General features: G+C 41.6%; 17 protein-coding genes and 5 tRNA genes. 1 reads left to right on the top strand and 21 read right to left on the bottom strand.

Annotation, left to right across the window (positions count from 1 at the left end):
• Position 1: 1 nt before the first annotated feature.
• The 17 genes from rpoB to J4861_RS10150 form a co-directional block, all read right to left on the bottom strand.
• A complete protein-coding gene (rpoB, locus tag J4861_RS10230; RefSeq protein WP_211793436.1) occupies positions 2 to 3811 on the bottom strand; it encodes a DNA-directed RNA polymerase subunit beta in 3810 nt (1269 codons plus the stop codon).
• Positions 3812 to 3960: 149 nt separating this feature from the next.
• The gene (rplL, locus tag J4861_RS10225; RefSeq protein ID WP_004361437.1) at positions 3961 to 4338 is read right to left on the bottom strand and encodes a 50S ribosomal protein L7/L12; all 378 of its coding nucleotides are present in this window, start codon (positions 4336 to 4338) and stop codon (positions 3961 to 3963) included.
• Positions 4339 to 4402: 64 nt separating this feature from the next.
• Positions 4403 to 4921, bottom strand: coding sequence for a 50S ribosomal protein L10 (gene rplJ / locus J4861_RS10220; protein WP_211805381.1), 519 nt, complete (start codon positions 4919 to 4921; stop codon positions 4403 to 4405).
• Positions 4922 to 4939: 18 nt separating this feature from the next.
• Positions 4940 to 5632: a 50S ribosomal protein L1 gene (gene rplA / locus J4861_RS10215; RefSeq protein WP_211816743.1), complete on the bottom strand. Its 693-nt coding sequence runs from the start codon at positions 5630 to 5632 to the stop codon at positions 4940 to 4942.
• A gap of 21 nt (positions 5633 to 5653) precedes the next feature.
• A complete protein-coding gene (gene rplK, locus J4861_RS10210) occupies positions 5654 to 6094 on the bottom strand; it encodes a 50S ribosomal protein L11 (RefSeq protein WP_004361440.1) in 441 nt (146 codons plus the stop codon).
• 54 nt (positions 6095 to 6148) lie between these two features.
• Complete coding sequence (gene nusG / locus J4861_RS10205) at positions 6149 to 6697, bottom strand: transcription termination/antitermination protein NusG (protein WP_013264354.1); 549 nt, start codon at positions 6695 to 6697, stop codon at positions 6149 to 6151.
• Positions 6698 to 6708: 11 nt separating this feature from the next.
• On the bottom strand, positions 6709 to 6900 hold the full coding sequence (gene secE, locus J4861_RS10200; protein WP_004361442.1) for a preprotein translocase subunit SecE: 192 nt from the start codon (positions 6898 to 6900) through the stop codon (positions 6709 to 6711).
• Positions 6901 to 6917: 17 nt separating this feature from the next.
• Positions 6918 to 6990, bottom strand: a tRNA-Trp gene (locus J4861_RS10195).
• 61 nt (positions 6991 to 7051) lie between these two features.
• Positions 7052 to 8248 (bottom strand): elongation factor Tu, encoded by a 1197-nt coding sequence (gene tuf, locus J4861_RS10190; RefSeq protein WP_211793440.1) that lies wholly within the window; start codon positions 8246 to 8248, stop codon positions 7052 to 7054.
• A gap of 73 nt (positions 8249 to 8321) precedes the next feature.
• Positions 8322 to 8393 (bottom strand) — tRNA-Thr (locus J4861_RS10185).
• 10 nt (positions 8394 to 8403) lie between these two features.
• Positions 8404 to 8476: transfer RNA gene (locus tag J4861_RS10180), tRNA-Gly, on the bottom strand.
• Between the two features lie 18 nt (positions 8477 to 8494).
• A tRNA-Tyr gene (locus tag J4861_RS10175) sits at positions 8495 to 8576 on the bottom strand.
• Between the two features lie 29 nt (positions 8577 to 8605).
• Positions 8606 to 8679, bottom strand: a tRNA-Thr gene (locus tag J4861_RS10170).
• Positions 8680 to 8767: 88 nt separating this feature from the next.
• Positions 8768 to 9067 carry a ribosome hibernation-promoting factor, HPF/YfiA family gene (gene hpf, locus J4861_RS10165; RefSeq protein WP_013264738.1) on the bottom strand — a complete coding sequence of 100 codons (300 nt, stop codon included), beginning with the start codon at positions 9065 to 9067 and terminating at the stop codon, positions 8768 to 8770.
• Positions 9068 to 9089: 22 nt separating this feature from the next.
• Entirely contained in the window at positions 9090 to 9974 is an 885-nt protein-coding gene (locus J4861_RS10160) for a tyrosine recombinase XerC (protein ID WP_211805376.1), read from the bottom strand.
• A gap of 71 nt (positions 9975 to 10045) precedes the next feature.
• A complete protein-coding gene (gene rpsU / locus J4861_RS10155) occupies positions 10046 to 10237 on the bottom strand; it encodes a 30S ribosomal protein S21 (RefSeq protein WP_004361446.1) in 192 nt (63 codons plus the stop codon).
• An 851-nt stretch (positions 10238 to 11088) separates the two neighbouring features.
• The gene (locus J4861_RS10150) at positions 11089 to 12876 is read right to left on the bottom strand and encodes an aminopeptidase P family protein (protein WP_211816742.1); all 1788 of its coding nucleotides are present in this window, start codon (positions 12874 to 12876) and stop codon (positions 11089 to 11091) included.
• A gap of 301 nt (positions 12877 to 13177) precedes the next feature.
• Between J4861_RS10150 and J4861_RS10145 the strand changes: the two genes are divergently transcribed.
• A complete protein-coding gene (locus J4861_RS10145) occupies positions 13178 to 14170 on the top strand; it encodes a malate dehydrogenase (protein ID WP_211816741.1) in 993 nt (330 codons plus the stop codon).
• Positions 14171 to 14480: 310 nt separating this feature from the next.
• Here J4861_RS10145 and J4861_RS10140 read toward each other — a convergent pair whose 3' ends face one another.
• The 4 genes from J4861_RS10140 to nanU all read right to left on the bottom strand — a co-directional run bounded on the left by J4861_RS10140 (position 14481) and on the right by nanU (position 20940).
• A complete protein-coding gene (locus tag J4861_RS10140; protein ID WP_089366547.1) occupies positions 14481 to 15308 on the bottom strand; it encodes a class I SAM-dependent methyltransferase in 828 nt (275 codons plus the stop codon).
• 78 nt (positions 15309 to 15386) lie between these two features.
• Positions 15387 to 16634 carry a DUF4374 domain-containing protein gene (locus J4861_RS10135; protein ID WP_211816740.1) on the bottom strand — a complete coding sequence of 416 codons (1248 nt, stop codon included), beginning with the start codon at positions 16632 to 16634 and terminating at the stop codon, positions 15387 to 15389.
• Between the two features lie 108 nt (positions 16635 to 16742).
• A complete protein-coding gene (locus J4861_RS10130) occupies positions 16743 to 18917 on the bottom strand; it encodes a TonB-dependent receptor plug domain-containing protein (RefSeq protein ID WP_211816739.1) in 2175 nt (724 codons plus the stop codon).
• 433 nt (positions 18918 to 19350) lie between these two features.
• Positions 19351 to 20940, bottom strand: coding sequence for a SusD family outer membrane lipoprotein NanU (gene nanU / locus J4861_RS10125; RefSeq protein WP_211816738.1), 1590 nt, complete (start codon positions 20938 to 20940; stop codon positions 19351 to 19353).
• Between the last annotated feature and the right edge of the window lie 13 nt (positions 20941 to 20953).

The following is a 20953-nucleotide window of genomic DNA, read 5'->3' as shown; positions in this document are numbered from 1 at the left end:
ATTAATCAAGTTTGACACTGAGACCGAGACCACGAAGCTCGTGTAACAACACGTTCAGTGACTCTGGAATACCTGGAGTTGGCATTGGTTCACCCTTAACGATAGCCTCGTAAGCCTTTGAACGACCAACTACATCATCAGACTTGATTGTCAAGATTTCCTGGAGAACATGAGATGCACCGAAGGCCTCAATAGCCCAAACCTCCATCTCTCCGAAACGCTGACCACCAAACTGTGCCTTACCACCAAGTGGCTGCTGTGTAATCAATGAGTATGGACCGATACTACGAGCATGCATCTTATCCTCAACCATGTGACCCAACTTCAAGAAGTAAGTGATACCCACTGTAGCTGGCTGGTCGAACTTCTCACCGGTTTCACCATCATAGATATAGGTTGAACAGAGATTTGGCAGACCTGCCTTATCTGTCCACTCCTTCAAATCAGAGAGCTTAGCACCATCGAAGATAGGAGTAGCAAACTTAACACCCAACTTACGACCTGCAGCACCAAGGATAGCCTCGAAAATCTGACCAAGATTCATACGTGAAGGCACACCCATTGGGTTCAGTACCAAGTCTACAGGACTACCATCCTCAAGGAATGGCATATCTTCTGTACGTACAACCTTTGATACGATACCCTTGTTACCGTGACGACCTGCAAGTTTATCACCCACCTGAATCTTACGCTTCTTAGCAATGTAAACCTTAGCCATCTGCAATACGCCTGATGGAAGTTCATCACCAATAGTGATAGCAAACTTCTTACGCTTCATCTCAGCATCCATCTGCTTGTACTTGCGGATGAAGTTCATAATCAACTTCTGAATCAGAAGGTTGGTATGCTCATCATCAGTCCAGCCATTTGATTGGATTCCCTCATAATCGAGGTTCTTCAATGCAGCAACAGTAAACTTGCTTCCCTTAGTGATAATCTCAGCATCAGAGTAGTCCTTAACACCCTCTGAAACCTTATCCTCAGTCAGTTCGAGCAACTTATCAACCAAGAGGTCCTTCAAATCATTAATCTTTGCCTCTTGCTCCTCATCAATCTTAGCAAGAATATTCTTATCTTGACGCTTGCTCTCACGTGTCTTAATAGCACGGCTAAAGAGTTTCTTATCAATAACAACACCGCTCAATGATGGATTAGCCTTCAAAGAAGAATCCTTAACATCACCAGCCTTGTCACCAAAGATAGCACGGAGAAGTTTCTCTTCTGGAGAAGGATCACTTTCACCCTTAGGAGAAATCTTACCAATCATGATATCACCTGGCTCAACACGAGCACCAATACGGATAATACCATTATCGTCAAGATCCTTAGTAGCTTCCTCGCTTACGTTAGGAATATCAGCAGTAAACTCCTCAACACCACGCTTAGTTTCGCGAACTTCGAGAGAATACTCATCAACATGAACAGAGGTCAATACATCCTCGCGAACCATGCGCTCAGAAATAACGATAGCATCCTCATAGTTGTAACCCTTCCAAGGCATGTATGCCACAACAAGGTTACGACCCAATGCCAACTCACCGTTCTCTGTTGCATAACCCTCTGTAAGGATATCACCCTTCTTCACACGCTGACCCTTATCACAAATTGGACGAAGGTCTACAACCATGTTCTGGTTAGTACGACGGAACTTAGGAATGCGATACTCTTTAAGAGCAGGCTCGAAACTTACAAACTCCTCATCATCTGTACGATCGTAGAGAATACGGATTGTTGTAGCATCAACATACTCGATAACACCATCACCCTCTGCAGTAACCATAGTACGTGAGTCCTCACATACCTGCTTCTCAAGGCCTGTACCAACAATAGGTGCATCATTGTGAAGCAAAGGAACAGCCTGGCGCATCATGTTACATCCCATCAATGCACGGTGACCGTCATCATGCTCCAAGAATGGAATCAAACCTGCTGACACAGATGCAATCTGCTGTGGAGATACATCGATAAGAGCAACAGAGTCTGGAGTAACTACTGGATAATCAGCATCCTGACGACACTTAACAACATCACGGATAAATGTACCATCTGCATTCAATGGTGCATTACCCTGTCCGATAATCTGCTCTTCTTCCTCCTCTGCTGTCAAGAAGACTACATCCTTATTATCCATGTCCACCTTAGCATCCTTCACACGACGATATGGTGTAACGATAAAGCCAAGATCATTAATCTTAGCATACATACAGAGTGATGAAATCAATCCGATGTTAGGACCTTCAGGAGACTCAATAGGACAAAGACGACCATAATGGGTATAGTGAACGTCACGTACCTCGAAACCTGCACGCTCACGAGACAGACCACCAGGACCAAGAGCCGAAAGACGACGCTTATGAGTTACCTCTGCCAATGGGTTAGTCTGGTCCATAAACTGACTCAATGGGTTAGTTCCAAAGAATGAGTTAATGACGCTTGATATAGTCTTTGCATTAATCAAATCCGTTGGCTGGAACACTTCGCTGTCACGAACGTTCATACGCTCACGGATAGTACGATTCATACGTGCAAGACCGATAGAGAACTGGTTAGCCAACTGCTCTCCTACAGTACGAACACGACGATTTGACAAATGGTCAATATCATCAACCGTAGCATTTGAATTGATAAGGCTGATAAGATACTTAATAATCTCAATGATATCGTCCTTTGTCAGTACACGTACATCCATATCCGTTTCCAAATTCAACTTTTTATTGATTCGGTAACGACCAACCTCACCCAAGTCATAACGCTTGTCTGAGAAGAAAAGGTTTTGGAATACCTCACGTGCACTTGCATCATCAGCAGCATCTGCATTACGCAACTGACGATAAATATAATTTACTGCCTCGATCTCTGAGTGGCTTGGATCTTTGGCAAGTGTGTTGAAGATGATAGAGTACTTACTTGCAGCATCCTCATCCTTATGTAGCAAGATTGAAGAAACTGAGCTATCGAGAATCTGATCAACATTTTCTTCAGTGATGATAGTCTCACGCTCAACAACAACCTCATTACGTTCTATAGATACAACCTCACCTGTATCCTCATCAACGAAGTCTTCAGTCCAAGACTTCATGACATTACCAGCAATCTTACGACCGATAGCTGCCTTCATATTCTTCTTATTCACCTTTACCTCTTCGCAAAGATCAAAAATCTGAAGAATATCACGGTCCGTCTCATAACCAATAGCACGAAGCATTGTGGTTACAGGCAACTTCTTCTTACGGTCAATATAAGCATACATGACATTGTTAATGTCAGTAGCAAACTCTATCCATGAACCCTTGAATGGGATGATACGTGCACTATAAAGTACAGTACCATTAGCATGAACACCCTGACCAAAGAATACACCCGGAGAACGATGTAACTGAGAAACAACAACACGTTCAGCACCATTGATAACAAAAGTACCATTGCTGGTCATGTAAGGAATTGTTCCCAAGAATACATCTTGAATAAATGTACCGAAATCCTCATGATCTGGGTCAGTACAATACAGCTTCATCTTAGCCTTCAAAGGTACACTGTATGTCAAACCACGCTCCAAACATTCATCAATAGAATATCTTGGTGGGTCAACATAGTAATCCAGGAACTCAAGGACGAAATTATTACGCGTATCGGTGATAGGGAAGTTCTCTGCGAACACCTTATACAAACCGTCATTCTTGCGTTCCTCAGGCGGAGTATCCAGCTGTAGGAAGTCACGGAAAGACTTCAACTGCACATCGAGGAAATCCGGATATGGATACGGATTCTTAACGCTGGCGAAATTTACTCTGGGTTTATTTTCTAATGCCATAACTGAAATTAAATATTCAAATGTTTAAAGTCCAGCGGCGGACTAAAAAGGGGAAATCCCTATATATGTCAAAAGACACAAAAAGGTTAGGACTCACCTACTTGGTAAATCCTAACCGTATTTTTTATTAATGTAAGGAAGAAGTAGAATTACTTCAACTCAACCTTAGCACCCTCAGCCTCAATAGCAGCCTTCAGGTTCTCAGCCTCAGCCTTAGCCATACCCTCCTTCAAAGTAGAAGGTGCACCGTCTACGAGGTCCTTAGCTTCCTTCAAACCGAGACCACAAGCCTCCTTAACAGCCTTAACAACCTTGAGCTTGTTAGCACCAGCGTCAACGAGAACTACATCAAAATCTGACTTCTCCTCAGCTGCGCCTCCTGCAGCAGCTGCAGCAGGACCAGCTACAGCAACAGCTGCAGCTGCAGGCTCAATACCATACTCGTCCTTGAGGACAGTTGCCAACTCATTTACTTCCTTAACAGTAAGATTTACTAACTCTTCTGCAATAGCTTTTACGTCTGCCATTTTATTCTAAATTTTTAATTTTTTGTTCTAAAAATAATATACCTTATTGACTTTATTAGATTTTTTACTCAGGACGCTCGCCTAAAGTCTTAAGCACACCATGGATGGTGCCAGCACCTGACTGGAGAGCAGAAACAACGTTCTTTGCTGGAGACTGGAGCAATGCCACAACGTCTGCAATAAGTTCGTTCTTGCTCTTGAGAGCTGCAAGTTCTTCGAGTTTGTCAGCACCAATAAACAGAGATTCCTCTGCATAAGCTGCCTTGAGAGCTGGAATACCTTCCTTCTTATACTCCTTCAACAACTTTGCTGGTACATTAGCAGTCTGAGAAAACATAACTGCTGTATTACCCTTCAAAGAACCATACAGTGGTTCAAAATCTACATCTGAAGCTTCAAAAGCTTTGTGAAGAAGGTTATTCTTCACAACAACCATATTGATTTCGCTCTTGAAACACTTACGGCGAAGAGAACTTGTAGCCTCAGCATTCAATCCAGTTACATCAACTAAATAGAAATGAGGATAGTTCTTTAACTTCTCACCGAGTTCAGCGATAATTGTATCTTTTACTTCTTTCTTCATTGTACAAAACTTTTAGAGTTATTCAGCTGATTTAGGATCAATCTTGACACCCTTACTCATTGTGCTAGAAATAAAGATACTCTTGATATATGTACCTTTAGCAGCAGCAGGCTTCAACTTGATAACAGTAGAGATAAACTCCTTTGCGTTACCATAAATCTGCTCAGCAGTCATACTAACCTTACCAATTGAAGTATGGATAATACCAGCCTTATCAACCTTAAAGTCAATCTTACCCTGCTTAACGTCCTTTACTGCCTTAGCAACATCCATAGTCACAGTACCGCTCTTTGGGTTTGGCATCAAGCCACGAGGACCGAGTACACGACCCAAAGGACCTAACTTACCCATGCATGATGGCATAGTGATAATAACATCAATATCAGTCCATCCGCCCTTGATCTTTTCAACGTATTCGTCAAGACCAACATAATCAGCACCAGCTTCCTTAGCGGCAGCCTCCTGATCAGGTGTACAGAGACAAAGCACACGTGTAACCTTACCAGTACCATGTGGAAGTGACACAACGCCACGAACCATCTGGTTAGCTTTACGTGGGTCAACACCGAGACGTACATCAACATCTACAGAAGCGTCAAACTTAGTAGTGGTAATTTCTTTTACCAACTGTGATGCTTCTGCCAATGAATATGCCTTCCCTGCTTCAACCTTCTCAGCTACTGATTTCTGATTTTTTGTCAGTTTACTCATTTTTACTTTTGAAGTTTAAAATTATTTACCAGGGAAGTCCCCTTTTACAGTGATACCCATACTACGAGCAGTACCAGCAATAAGCTTCATTGCACTCTCTACTGTGAAACAGTTGAGGTCTGGCATTTTGTCTTCTGCGATAGCTCTTACCTGCTCCCAAGTTACGGATGCAACCTTCTTGCGGTTTGGCTCTCCAGATCCACCTTTCACCTTAGCAGCTTCCATAAGCTGTACAGCTGCAGGAGGAGTCTTAATGATAAAGCTGAAAGACTTATCGTTGTAGTAGGTAATTACGACTGGAAGAACTTTACCAGCCTTGTCCTGGGTACGGGCGTTGAACTCCTTACAAAATCCCATGATATTAATACCCTTAGAACCCAATGCTGGGCCTACTGGAGGGGAAGGATTTGCAGCGCCACCTTTAATCTGTAATTTGATTAATCCAGCTACTTCTTTAGCCATTTCTTTTGTTAATATTAAAAATTAAACTATAGTAGAATAGTATCCGTAACAACACTATTCTTCTTTTGCGACTTGCATAAAACTTAGCTCCAATGGATTCTGACGACCAAAAATCATCACCATCACTTTCAACTTATGCTTCTCGGCATTCACCTCTTCGATGATACCATGGAAACCACTGAAAGGACCATCAGTAACCTGAACAGTTTCACCAACCATATATGGTACATTCTGAACCTCTTCAAGTTCAGTATCTTCCACATTACCCAACAGACGATTAATATCTGCTTGGCGTACAGGTGATGGTTCAGACATACCTCCGAGGAATCCTAAGACATTAGGCATGAAACGCAACGTAGAAGCTACGTCAGGAGTCATATTGGCCTGAACAAGCACATAACCAGGGAGACTTAATTTCTCCTTGACAACACGCTTTCCATCTTTACGCACAGTTGCGTGTTTTTCCATAGGTAGTAAAACCTCAAAAACACGCTCAGCAAGTTTTTCGTTCAGACGTAATTGAGCATCGATATATTCTTTTACCTTTGCCTCCTTACCGCTGACAGCACGAAGAACATACCATTTCTTTTCTGTATCTGCCATTTCCTAATGAATTATCTTGGATATACAAATTCCATTACGCGTTGGAACACAGAGTCCATTGCAAACACAACCAATGCAATGATAACGGAAGCAGAAATAACTACCATTGCACTATGTGTAAGTTGAGCGCGTGATGGCCATGTAGTTTTATGCGCAAGTTCGTCGTAGCAAGCCTTGCAATAATTAACTATCTTATTAAACATAAAATATTTTCTTTTTGCACGGGTTGAAGGGCTCGAACCCTCGACACCTGGTTTTGGAGACCAGTGCTCTACCAACTGAGCTAAACCCGTAGGTTAGTTCCCGATTCCCTAAAGAGTCGGGAACTAATATATTGTAATCTTAATTTATCGATTACTTAACGTCCTCAAGAATCTCTGTGATCTGACCAGAACCTACTGTACGACCACCCTCGCGGATAGCGAAACGAAGACCCTCGTTCAGAGCAACCTTGTAGATCAATACTACCTCAATCTCAACGTTATCACCTGGCATAACCATCTCAACGCCTTCTGGGAGGTGAATCTCACCTGTACAGTCCATTGTACGGAGGTAGAACTGTGGACGATACTTGTTACCGAATGGAGTATGACGACCACCCTCTTCCTTCTTCAATACATAGATAGATGCCTTGAAGTGATCGTGAGGAGTGATAGCACCTGGGTGCACAACAACCATACCACGCTTAACCTCAGCCTTATCAATACCACGGAGGAGGAGACCTACGTTGTCACCAGCCTGACCTGTTGGAAGGTTCTTACGGAACATCTCAACACCAGTGATAACAGACTTCTTGTCCTCACCGAGACCGAGCAACTGAACTTCATCACCTACCTTACAGATACCAGTCTCGATACGACCAGTAGCTACAGTACCACGACCTGTGATAGAGAATACGTCCTCAACAGGCATCAAGAATGGCTTGTCAATCTCACGCTCTGGCTCTTCAATCCAAGTATCAACAGTATCCATGAGCTCCATTACAGAGTCTACCCACTTCTCAACACCGTTCAAAGCACCGAGTGCAGAACCACGGATGATTGGAGTATCCTCCTCATAACCGTACTGCTCGAGGATCTCATGAACCTCCATCTCAACGAGGTCAAGCATCTCAGCATCGTCAACCATATCACACTTGTTCAAGAATACAACCAAGCGTGGTACGTTTACCTGACGAGCGAGCAAAACGTGCTCACGAGTCTGAGGCATAGGACCATCAGTAGCAGCTACAACCAAGATAGCACCATCCATCTGAGCAGCACCAGTTACCATGTTCTTTACATAGTCGGCGTGACCTGGACAGTCTACGTGTGCGTAGTGACGGTTAGCTGTTTCGTACTCAATATGTGCAGAGTTAATGGTAATACCACGCTCTTTCTCCTCAGGAGCATTGTCAATCTGATCGAAAGACTTAACATCTTCAGAACCGAAGCCCTTCTCGTGAAGAACCTTTGAGATTGCTGCAGTAAGAGTGGTCTTACCGTGGTCAACGTGACCGATAGTACCAATGTTTACATGCGGTTTGGTGCGCACGAATTCTTCTTTAGCCATAGCTTTTTCTTATTTAATATTAAATGAATAATCTGTGCTTTTAGTTACACTAAATTAACAACAATAATAGCAGAGCTGTAACTGAGAGTTGAACTCAGGACCTCTTCCTTACCAAGGAAGTGCTCTACCACTGAGCTATTACAGCAAAACCATAGAGCGGAAAACGGGGCTCAAACCCGCGACCCCCAGCTTGGAAGGCTAGTGCTCTATCAACTGAGCTATTTCCGCAAATTACATTTTCTGAAGTGGGTAGTGATGGATTCGAACCACCGAAGCAAGAAGCAGCAGATTTACAGTCTGCCCCATTTGGCCACTCTGGAAACTACCCGTCAGCAAATGTATCCCCCTTTCAAGGAGAGCCTCTTGTCGGATTCGAACCAACGACCCCGAGATTACAAATCACGTGCTCTGGCCAACTGAGCTAAAGAGGCATTACTTTGCAGCCGAAGGCTACTTGTCGTAAAACGGCTGCAAAGGTAAGACTTTTTATTTTAATCTCCAAAATATTTCAGAGATTTTTTAATGCTTTCTTTGTTTTTCCTTAAACTTGGTGAGCTGAACCTTCATCGCATCTAAACACTGATCAATACCTTCTTCAAAAGTATCACAGGTTTTCTCCACGAACAAAGTATTACCAGGAACTACTACTGATAAACTTGTGGTTTTATTTAATGCTGTAGCAGGCTTCTCAACCTTCAATTGCACCTCTACTTTCTGAATGTCTTCGTAAGACTTTTCTAATTTTTCAGCCTTCTTGGTAATAAAGGCTTGTAACTTCTCGGTTGTGTCGAAATGAATCGACTGGATCTTAATTTCCATAGGTACCTCCGTTTTTAAAAGGTTAAGCCCTTGGATGGGCATTTTTATAGACTTTCTTCAACTGCTCGAAAGTTGTATGAGTATAAATCTCTGTCGTTGACAGACTCTCATGACCAAGCAGTTTCTTTACACTTTCCAGTCCTGCTTCATGATTGAGCATTGCCGTGGCAAACGTATGGCGAAGAACGTGTGGTGAACGTTTTTTTAACGTTGACACCTTTGAAAGATTCTTCTTAACCAAAGTTCTTACCTGTGCAGTCGTCATCCTTTTGCCCTTCTCTGTTTGAAAGAAGGCTATGGAATCACCTTTTACTGTCGTGTTGCGTACTTCTTGGTACTGAGCGAACACATCAGCAAGTTCCTTACCAAAGGGAACAATTCGTTGCTTATTCCTCTTACCTGTTACTTTAATTTCACAAGTGACATTGTCAATATCTTTATCATCAAGACCAATCAATTCTGACAAACGAATACCCGTTACATAGAATGTTATAATTATAGTACGTTCGAGTACGTCCTTATAACTATCTGTCCACATCTTAGAATCCAGCAGCCTTTCCATTTCCGACTCCTTTAGGAATTGAGGGAGAGGCTTTTGCCTTTTAGGACCTTGAAGACCATGAACAGGGTCTTTTTCAATAAGTTTACGACGAAGTGCAAATCTATAGAAAGACCTCAGTGCACTGAGTCTTCTATTGACAGACGAAGCAGAATTACCTCTATCCATCATGTACTCCATCCAATTTCTGACAATATCAGAGTCTATAGACTCCCAAGAGAGCTGAGGTTCAAGTTCCTTATAGAATCGTTCGAACTCAGTTAAGTCCTTACGATAGTTGATTACTGTCATCGGGGAATAATTCCTTTCAAACTTAATGTAATCTAAGAACTTTTCTACCATCGGCACATTGTCAAATCATTTATATGGCAACGAATTTACGGAAATTAATCCAAACCGCCAAATTTTTAAAGAAGATTTTACTCTTCTGCGTCGCGAAGCTGCTGTACGTAAACGGCACGTTCCATCTTCAAGCGCTTTTTAACAGATGGTTTGTCAAACTGCTGACGAGCACGAAGCTCCTTAACAACACCTGTCTTCTCAAACTTTCTCTTGAACTTCTTGAGCGCGCGCTCGATGTTCTCACCGTCCTTTACTGGTACAATAATCATGCTTTTTGTTTTAAATTATTTATTAATTAAACATATGCAAAAGGGCATGACACCACTTTTGCACCTGCAAAGGTACACTTTATTCTCCTAACTTCCAAACATTTGCGGATTTTTCCTACTTTCTTATAGATTAAAGAGGACACAAAAACAAGGTTATTAGGAGCTAAAGAGTACGCTGTTTAGGGGCTTTGAGCATATTTTTGGTTTTTCTGTTAAATGTGTAGATGCTTTCCGTATAGCTTTTATGGAAGAGCCGAAGTTACTCCATTAAAATAAAATACCTTTGGGAACAATACCATAATAAGAAGAACCATACATTTTGTGGGTTAATGACCTATTGAGGTTAATACTTCGAAGACCCACCGCATACGGCTTTGAAAAATCATTACACACTTTCGGGTAAAACCTCTATAAATAATGGTAAAAACACATATAAGAAGCAAGATTACAACTCAAAGGAAATCAATTAGTTACAAAGTGAATCAAGAAAAGGTGCCTAATTGGACTTCAAAAGGGCGTTACTAAGAGTCGTAAAGAGCACCTTTTACAAGCCAATTAGGCATCTTTTAGAAGCCAAAAGAGCATGTATTGTTTTAGAGCGGAGTGAAAATAGTTTACAAACACTGATTAACAAGGGAATAACCTGTTTATAAAAACGAATAGAAAATAGCATCTATTTTCATTTTCTGCATTTTATCTTGTAGTTTATTTCCCATTGTAAGACCATCTAATTGGATATAGTCATACCCTCAAGTGTATAAGTCTTTATTCTATTTACAATCTATTCATTTAATGGAAAAACCATTTTTATTTCAACAGAACAAGCTGCTCTTTACAATACTACACCAACATTAGATTGGCAGAGTTGCCTTTCTCAACCATTCTTTCTCGTTACCTTCTAAACATGGAGACAAACTTTCATAAACACGATGATGGTAGTTATTAAGCCACTCACGTTCCTCTGTACTCAGCATTTCAAGCACAATCGGAGTCGTGTCAATCGGTGCAAGCGTAAGTGTTTCAAACTTAAGAAAATCACCAAAGGCTGTAGATTCAGCAGGAACAATCAACAATGTGTTTTCTATACGCACACCAAACTTTCCTTCCAGATAAATACCAGGCTCATTAGTAACTGTCATTCCTGCTTGAAGTGGAGCAGGACGCCATTCCATTCGTATCTGGTGAGGACCTTCATGCACATTCAAATAACTCCCTACTCCATGCCCTGTTCCATGCATATAATTATACCCTTCGCGCCACATCGGTGCACGTGCAAGCGCATCAATCTGCGATCCACACGCACCTGCAGGAAAACGACACCTATCAAGTTGAATATGTCCCTTCAGTACCAAAGTATAAACTCGACACTGTTCTTCAGATAGTTCACCCAAAGCAATAGTTCTTGTAATATCTGTCGTACCGTCTAAATATTGTGCTCCACTATCAATGAGCACCAAACCATGTGGCTGAACAGGAATATCCGTCTCTGGCGTTGCTTCATAATGTACAATAGCTCCATGCGCCTCATAGCCTACTATCGTGTCAAAAGAAATACCTTTAAACTTTGGTTGTTCAGCACGTAACGCTGTCAAACGCTCATCGAGTGAGATTTCAGTTTGTCCTCCTGCTTCCACAGCAGGCTTCAACCATGCAAGAAACTTTACCACCGCAACACCATCGCGCAACATTGCTGCACGAAAGCCTTCTTGCTCTGCCTCGTTCTTTATAGCCTTCATACTGGCAATCGGTGAAACGCCTTCACACAATTTCTCTGTTGGTACCGCTGTCGCCAACGAATAGTTTGTAGAAGACATATCAACCAACAGGGATTTACCTTCATAAGAACGAAGTCCATCAACAACCGCTTCGTAAGCATCAACCGCTATCTGTTCTGAAGTAAGATAGTCTTTAACCTCAGCTAATAGCTTTACATTATTTATATATAAGACAACTTTTTCGGGAGAAATCAACAGATAAGATACAAAAACAGGATTACAATGTACATCACTACCACGCAGGTTCAATACCCATGCAATTTCATCAAGTGCCGTTACCAACAAGCCATCAGCACCACTATCAGCAAGCTGTTTGCGTATCCTACTTATCTTACTCGAAGTTGACTCACCAGAATATTCCAACGGATGAAGAGAAACCTTATTATCAGGTATCACAGGTCTATCCGTCCAGAGTTCAGCCATGGGGTCAGCATCTGTTCGCACAGTAATATTTCCTTTTGATGCCAACTCACGTTCCATCGAAGACACTTCTGTAAAAGAATTTACATTCCCATCCACACCTACCACTGCTTTCTGATAGTTCGATAGTTCACGTACAAGCCATTCTGAAATAGAAGGAGTACCCTCCACACGAAGTTTCATCAACTGGAAATCAGTACCTTTCAGTTCCTTTTCAGCTGCTATGAAATAACGCGAATCGGTCCATAACGCAGCATGCTCTAACGTAACAACAGCCGTCCCTGCTGAACCACTAAAGCCCGAAATCCATTCACGACTCTTCCAATGATCAGCAACATATTCACTGTTATGCGGGTCACTACTTGGAAAAACAAAAGCTGAAATTCCATTCTCTTTCATCCATAAACGTAGACTTTCAACGCGCTCATTTATAGTATGTATCATATCGTTGTTTTTAAGGTTCAATAATTAGAAAATTCATATGCTCATTCCAAGCAACTCCTACATCCTCCTATCCTTTTGTAAAAGTTTTCTCGATTTCGCTGCTAAGTTAAACAATTAAATTAGAACTTCCAAGTCAAGTTGACAAGAATTAATTGATTTGATAGACCGACTTTGCAAAGCCTCTACTTTTTATAATTAATAACACATTTAATCAAAAATATCTTTCTTACATAGTCATTTTTTTCGTATCTTTGCCATATCTATAAGAAAAGGGAATTTAACTTTTAATGAAATATCTATTATGAATTATTTAACAAACGAGAAACTCGTTATCGTCGGTGCAGGCGGTATGATTGGTTCAAACATGGTTCAGACCGTTCTCACACTCGGTCTTACTCCTAACATCTGTCTTTACGACATCTATGAGCCAGGCGTTCATGGTGTATTCGACGAGATGGAGCAGTGCGCTTTCCCTGGTGCTAACCTCTCTTACACCGTTGACCCAGCAGAGGCTTTCACAGGTGCTAAGTACATCATCTCTTCTGGTGGTGCTCCACGTAAGGAGGGTATGACACGTGAGGACTTGTTGAAGGGTAACTGCAAGATTGCTGCTGACTTCGGTGAGAATATCAAGAAGTATTGCCCAGATGTTAAGCACGTTGTTGTTATCTTCAACCCAGCTGACGTTACTGCATTGACAGCTCTTATTCACTCTGGTTTGAAACCAAATCAGCTCACATCACTCGCTGCTCTCGACTCTACTCGTCTGCAGCAGGCTTTGGCGCACGAGTTTGGCGTACAGCAGGATAAGGTTACTGGTGCACACACATACGGTGGTCACGGTGAGCAGATGGCAGTATTCGCTTCTAAGGTTAAGATTGATGGCAAACCATTGTCAGAGATGGGTCTCTCTGCAGAGCGTTGGGAAGAGATTAAGCACCACACCGTACAGGGTGGTTCTAACATCATCAAGCTTCGTGGTCGCAGCTCATTCCAGAGCCCAGCTTACAATGCTGTTAAGATGATTGAGGCTGCAATGGGTGGTGAGAAGTTTACCTTGCCAGCAGGTTGCTACGTTAACGATGAGAAGCTCGGCTTCAAGAACGTTATGATGGCTATGCCTACAACAATTGACGCTACTGGTGTTCACTACACTGAGCCAACAGGTACTCCAGAGGAGATGGCTTCTCTTCAGGCTTCTTACGAACACCTCTGCAAGATGCGTGACGAAATTATCAGCCTCAACATCATCCCAGCTGTTGCTGATTGGAAGAAGGACAACACAAATTTGTAAGATAGTTGACGAGTTGACAAGTGAAACTTTCAAGTTGACAAGTTGACAGCAGATATTATTAAAGAAAGGCAACTGACATTTATAGTCGGTTGCCTTTCTTATTGGACAGATAAAACGTGTAAGGAACTCAATGGTCTCCCCCAAAAAGCTTAAGAGCTTTTCACAAAAAGCTTAGGAGCTTTTTAAAGAAAGCTTAAGAGCTTTTCAAAGAAGCTTAGAGACTTTTTAAACGTTTGTAGGTCATCTTCAAAATACTTTCGAACAGTTCTACCTGTCTTCTGCAACTAACGGGCAGAAACAGGAGACGGAACTATTCTATCTCAATCCTGACAATACGCTGATTGAAGCGGCGATGGAAATAAGGAATGCGAAGGAACAGATGGAAAATGGACGGGAATCGCCCTTCATCGTACTCACTCATAAAATATTCCTTCCTCACGTGCAATCGACTGTTCCATTTCTCCATCTCCTTTGTATTGAGTAGTGACCACTTGAACTCAACACCTTTGTCCATCTTCTGCAGCATATCATGTTTCTTCTCTCGTCCAACAAACACAAAAGCGAGCATATCAAACAAAATGGTAGCTGATGGGAGTTTGTCACAGATATTGCGGAATAGTTCTCGCACTCTTTCCTCAGGGAAATACATCAGCACTCCCTCAAGGATAATTAGTACAGGCGACTTACTATATGCTCTCACTCTGTGCAACCAATCCTCATCGAATAGGGATTCTGCCAGATAAGTGTTGCGTTCCGTCTCCGTAAGGAAACGGCGGCGCAGATCGACAGCCTCTGGGAGATCGAGATCGAACCAGTGTGTCACTTCGGGTCGCCCCATCCGCTCATACCGTGCATCCAATCCTGCCCCCAGCTGTATCACCACAGCATCGGGATGCTGGGCAAGGAACTGTCGTGCCTCATTATCTATCAGTTTAGCACGAATGCAGCAGCCTAACTGTGAGAGCTTGGCTTTCTTAAACTTAGAAAAATCATAGTCAATCTGTCCGATGATTTCCTTTGCTTTCTCATCACGCAGCAAGGGATTAGGGCGATCGGACTCAACAGCTTTTGCCCACAACGTGGTAAGCATCGTTTCGGGAATCTCCGTCAGAGTGGATTTAACCTTTTCCATTTGTATTCTATATGAATATCATTTGAGTGATTAGATAACAGGAAGGCTCCTTTTACTTATTATTAAGTGAGGAGCCCTCCTTTTTTACTTCTCAAAACTATGAAAGAAGCAAGGGTTACCCTTTACCTGAAGGATAGGACCTGCAACTTCTTTCGTATCTGGATTGTAAGTGTAGAAACCTGTAGCCTTCTTATTAGCACTACCAAAGACTATCAAATTCTTATGCTTAGCAACAGCAATACCCTGAGGATTAGAAATCTCCATTCCGTTGATAAGTGTCATCGCCTTTTGCTTCAAATCAACAACGATTGGAACAGATGTAAAGCTGAGGTATGGATTTGTCAGACCATCAGGAGCAAGTGCAAAGGAGTTTCCATAAATATATAGTAAACCCTTACCCGCATAACACATAGCTGCGATATAGTCTATATGCTTGGTTGAAAGACCAGCAACCTCTGTCTTATCAAGACGAATCAGGAAGTCTGGGTCAATCTCTGTAGAACCATTCTTTATACGAGCAATACCACCATTCAGTCCAGGAACAACACCGAATGAACCAACACAATTAAAGTAGATGTCCTTATTCTCATCCATGAAGATAGAACCTGCATCAATAGGACGAGTAGCAAAGCACATACCCAAAGACTTATTAACAATATGTTTCTCTACCTTGTCTGTCTTCACATCAATCATAGCAAACTCTATATTATTACGAGTTGCCACATACTGAGCATTCATTTGGTTCAGTCCAACAAAGAGTTTACCATCACGAATAATCATTGCAGCTGGTGCAACCCTCGTATCTGACTGTTTCAGATTATTAAGGTCAATATCTGCAATCTTTGTCATAGTTGTTGGGTTGAATACCATCACAACACCAATACCTTGTAAACTGACGTATGCTTTCTCACGACTTGCTTCTACGATGTTACATGCTGCAGCACCAGCAGGAATAGACAAGGCGCCTTCTTTCTTCCACGTACCATCGTTCATAATTCTATAGCGGTTTATCTCTGCCTTCGTATTACCCATATAATCAGGGAAAGTATAGACATTGCCCGACTCTGTTACAATTGGCGTAGAACCAAAACCGCAAGGAATACTATTGCTATTATCATAAGTACCAGGCAACAGACTTGGCAATGCCTGTAAATATACATTACCACTACTACCCTCTGGGTTGGTAATTCCCGTTGCGAAGACAACTCCATGGAAGTCCTTATTACCAGGAGTTGGTTTAGGACCAGGTGTTGGGTCGTCACCATTGTTTCCACAAGCGGTAAACATAGCCATCACAACAATGGCTGAAAGAATTGATTTTAGCTTTTTCATTTTTCTCTTTATTTAATATTAATATTATCTCTATAGACATACAATATGCCCTTTCTTTATGAATCACACTTTACTCTTTCATATTGCAAAATAAAGTCTTATTGCCTCTTACTTCAGAAGATATCTAACTTTTACTCCTATATATCTTCCTGGCAGAGGACGATTAAACTCTGATACAACACGGCGATTAGTGAGATTCTTTACTTTAAACGTCAGAACCCATTGGTCATTCTTGAAACTATGTTCTATTGCTGCATCCATCGTCAAAGCTGAAGGAATCTTCTTATCTTGATACCGACTTACTTCAAAATCATAGAAATACGTATGCACGTATGAAGCATCAAAGAGGAAACGTGTGTTCTGTTCCTTTCCTCCAAAGAGGTTTTCTTTATGGAACTCTGCGCCAAAGTTTGCTAATAGATAAGGTACGTTTGGGATACGCTTCATATAAGTGGGATTCTCGACAGTAGTACCAGGAGTTAACTTTCTCACGTCACGAAGGTCTTGATAAGTACCATTCGCATAAAGATAAAGTACTGGACAGACATCTCCTTTAACATCAAGTTCAACACCTCTCGTACGAACACTACCAAAGTTACGATAGCGAGCCATCGTAGGAATCATATCAGGCGTGAACCTTATCATGTCTTTCAACTGATTATAAAATCCATTCAATTCTATCTCAACAAGTCCACCATCTTGTTTTAAGTGACGATAAAGCATACCAAGATTGACACCAGATGTACGCTCAGGCTTCAAAGCTGGGGATGCAAGGATAGAATATCCATTACCTATCAACTCCTCACTTGTAGGTATTCGCACCTCTGAATTAAAAGAAGCCTTTAGCATCAAGTCGTCTGTAAACTTATAACGAAAGGCGTCGCTAAATCCAAAATAAGATTTAGACACTTTTACAGGCTCTGGTGCACGTACCGAATAAACATCTATACTACGAGAATGAGATGAGAAAATAAAGTTCTTTAAAGTAAAAGCGTTTTGGAAACGACCATCAAAGAGGGTCAGATCGTATGATAACCCCGTTGTTAAGGTTTTCATCTTACTTGGGAAATTTGATTGAAATCCTAAGGCTTTATCCATTAAGGAATCATTTGGATGAAGTGAATTCCTATCAAAGTAAACATTCAGATTGATACCATGATGCTTATCTATGGTATATCCCAAATTAAGCTTTGATGTCAGCTCATTCGACCGGTTTCTTCCATCTGAAGGGAAGTTATTCTGCTCTCCTCCATATGGAGAGACTGCTGGCAACTTGTTTCCATCCCAATCATAACGATTTGAAGCCTTATCATTCAAACCATACCTACCAATGATATATCCTATATCAAAATCAAAATCGAGACCATCTAAAAAGAAATTCTTACGCTTTAGTGTCAATGCCGTCAATCCACTGACAGAATGGTTATAAGCCTCACGCACATCGAGGTCGATTCCTTGTATCTCTTGGCGTGTCTTGAGGAAAATAAGTTCCCACTTCATTTCATCAAACCACCATTTCGTAGCCTTAACAGACATTCCAGCCATGACTTTATTGAACTTATCATGGTCTCTTTCCACGACTCTATTGTCCAAATTAGCCAATGTCATCTTGTAATTGTTCTTTGAGAACGAGAAGGCTCCACCAATACCAAATTGTAGACCTGTTTTATGGTTGGTACGTTTAAACACCGTTGATACTTGATGTGTGTTAAATGAACCTAACTCGTATGAGAAGTCAAAATATACTGGTGGATATTCCTTTGTTACTACATTGACTGCTCCTCCCAAGGCTGAACCACCAAACTTATAAGGAACAATACCTTTATATACCTCTATACGCTCTATCATATTCGTAGGAATATCGTTTAAGGCAACAAAGTTACTCAACTGAGATATCGGAACTTCATCCACATACATTCCCATACGCTTACCTTCCAAACCACGAAGTGAGATACGAGAGGCACTACCTAAGCCTCCTGTGTTTCGTACGGTAACACCAACTGTACGCGCAAGTACGTCATTAATATTTGTTGCTGTACCTTGTAACTGGCGCTGTCCTATAACGGATATAGGCATTGCCGACTCCTTCAGCTTCCTAATCTCGCTACGTGCTGTCACCATAACTTCTTTCATTTCAACAGTTGTATCACGCTTATTCACCTCTTGCGCATTACCACTAAGCATGAAAAAACTTGAAAAAAGTGTTAGACAAATCGACTTTCTATATAACGAACAAGTATTATACACCCCTGTGCAGATAAGTATTTTTCTGTTATTCTTCATCTAACTTGTAGTTTAAAGACTCCGTGTTACAACGAATAGAGTCTTAAGTAAAAAATATGTATTCAACTATCGATGCAAAAGTATTAATATTCTATAGAGCGTACAATACCTAAAACTTAGTAAACAACTGACAATAAACAAGTCTATTCTTAGAATAAATGGGCATATGAGTAGTTTAATTCATGCTTAGCACCATTGGTGCGGAGCATGAGCACCATATGTGCGGAGCATCAACACAAGATTTGAAGATGGTATATAAAAAACATCATAACCTATGGCAAGGCACGAACAAACGATTAAAACACATAATGTATGCCTAATAACATTAATAGGAAACAGAGCGTCTTGCTAATTACCTGCAAAAGAAAGGGGGAAAGACGAGAACACTTTCCCGTACTTTCCCCTATAAAATAAAACTTAATGGTCTTTTGAATTAATCTCCGTAGCCTGGAGTCTGTTTCAGCTCTGCATTGGTTGACTTCGTTGTTTCATCAATAGGCCACAACAAGCGGTCGGCACTTGCTGTTGAATACTTTGTAGCCTTATCAACCAAACGAATATCATGCCAACGCTTCCCTTCAAACAAGAACTCGCGCATACGCTCTTTAAGGATAGCTTCTATTGGGTCCTCATCACCACCAACAAATGGGTTATCGGTATAGAAGTTGGTCAGTGCGGTACTTCCTCCAGTACTTACATCATTTGGATATTGTACCTCAGCATGTGCATTAAAGTAGGTAGCACCATAAGCACGACGACAAACTTGATTGATTTCTGTTGATGGGTCCTGACCTAAGAAGACCTTAGCCTCAGCAATACCAAGCAGACACTCTGCATAGCGATAGATAGGTTGGTCATCATACCATGATGTAGCTGAGCTACCAGCAAGCAATGTTCCGTGGAACTTATTACAGATATTACCCACGTATGAACCGTCTGAAGCCTGATAAACATCTGCCAAAGAAGCCTTCTTACGCTTGTCATTATCATTTGTATAGAGCTTCGTCCACAAACGTTTATCCAGTGGGAAACGCATTACACCACTACCTAAACGCAAGTTTAGATTCGGTGACTCACTAAACTGAATTGCCTGACCAGTATCGTTATGCAGACGATAAGCACCTACATTCTGCTTGTTCATTACGAGTGAAGTGTAAAGTCCACCCCACAAAGAAGTTTCATTCTCTCGATTATGGAGTGCATAGATAATCTCTTTATTCTCCTTGTTATCATATGCAAAGACATCTTCAAAATTATCAAGCAGACTCACATCCGCATTATTCTGAACATCTTGATAAGCTGTAAGCGCAGTCTGATAGTCGGCAGTACCACCACCCATCTGCTTTCCACTCCACAGATATACCTCACCTTTAAGCATCTTGGTTGCAGCAAGCGACCAATAAGTACGTCCGTTGGTGAACTTATAGTTATTGTTATAAGCGGTTTCTGAAGCCGAGATGTCTGCCTTAATCTGCTTCATTACGTCAGCAGCTGCATCCTGCTTACGGGCAACCTTACCTAAGTCAATAGTCTTGCCCTCCGTGTGCTGTAGATAAACAATAACATCACCATAGGTACGGAGCAACTGAAAATACAAGAAAGCACGTATACCATAAGCACCGGCAAGGTAGTTAGTCTTCTCCACATCTGTCAGATAGCCGGCTTCATTCACCTTATCTATCATCAAATTGATTTGGTTGATACCAGTATAAAGACCTCCATAGTTGCCTACCACCGCACTACTCTTCTCAAGTGTGTTATTCCATAGACGGTCATAACCCTGTGGAGCCTCACCACTAAAAGCGGTTCCACTATAGATATTACTTCGCATCTCACCCCAGACGATATACTTATCAGCATAGCTTCGCATCCAAGAACTCAGTCCTTGATTGAAAGCCTGTACTTGATCAGGATTCTTCCAGTAGTTTGCATCGGTAATAGTACTAACTGGCTCAATGTCCATACAGCCTGTCAGCGAAAGGCTGAGAGCTGCAGCTGTTATATAGGATAGTAACTTTTTCATTGTAAGTAACATT

Source organism: Prevotella melaninogenica (assembly GCF_018127925.1).
Lineage (GTDB): Bacteria > Bacteroidota > Bacteroidia > Bacteroidales > Bacteroidaceae > Prevotella > Prevotella melaninogenica_C.
Note: the sequence above shows the minus strand (reverse complement) of the source record. Positions and strands in the feature narration are given on the sequence as shown.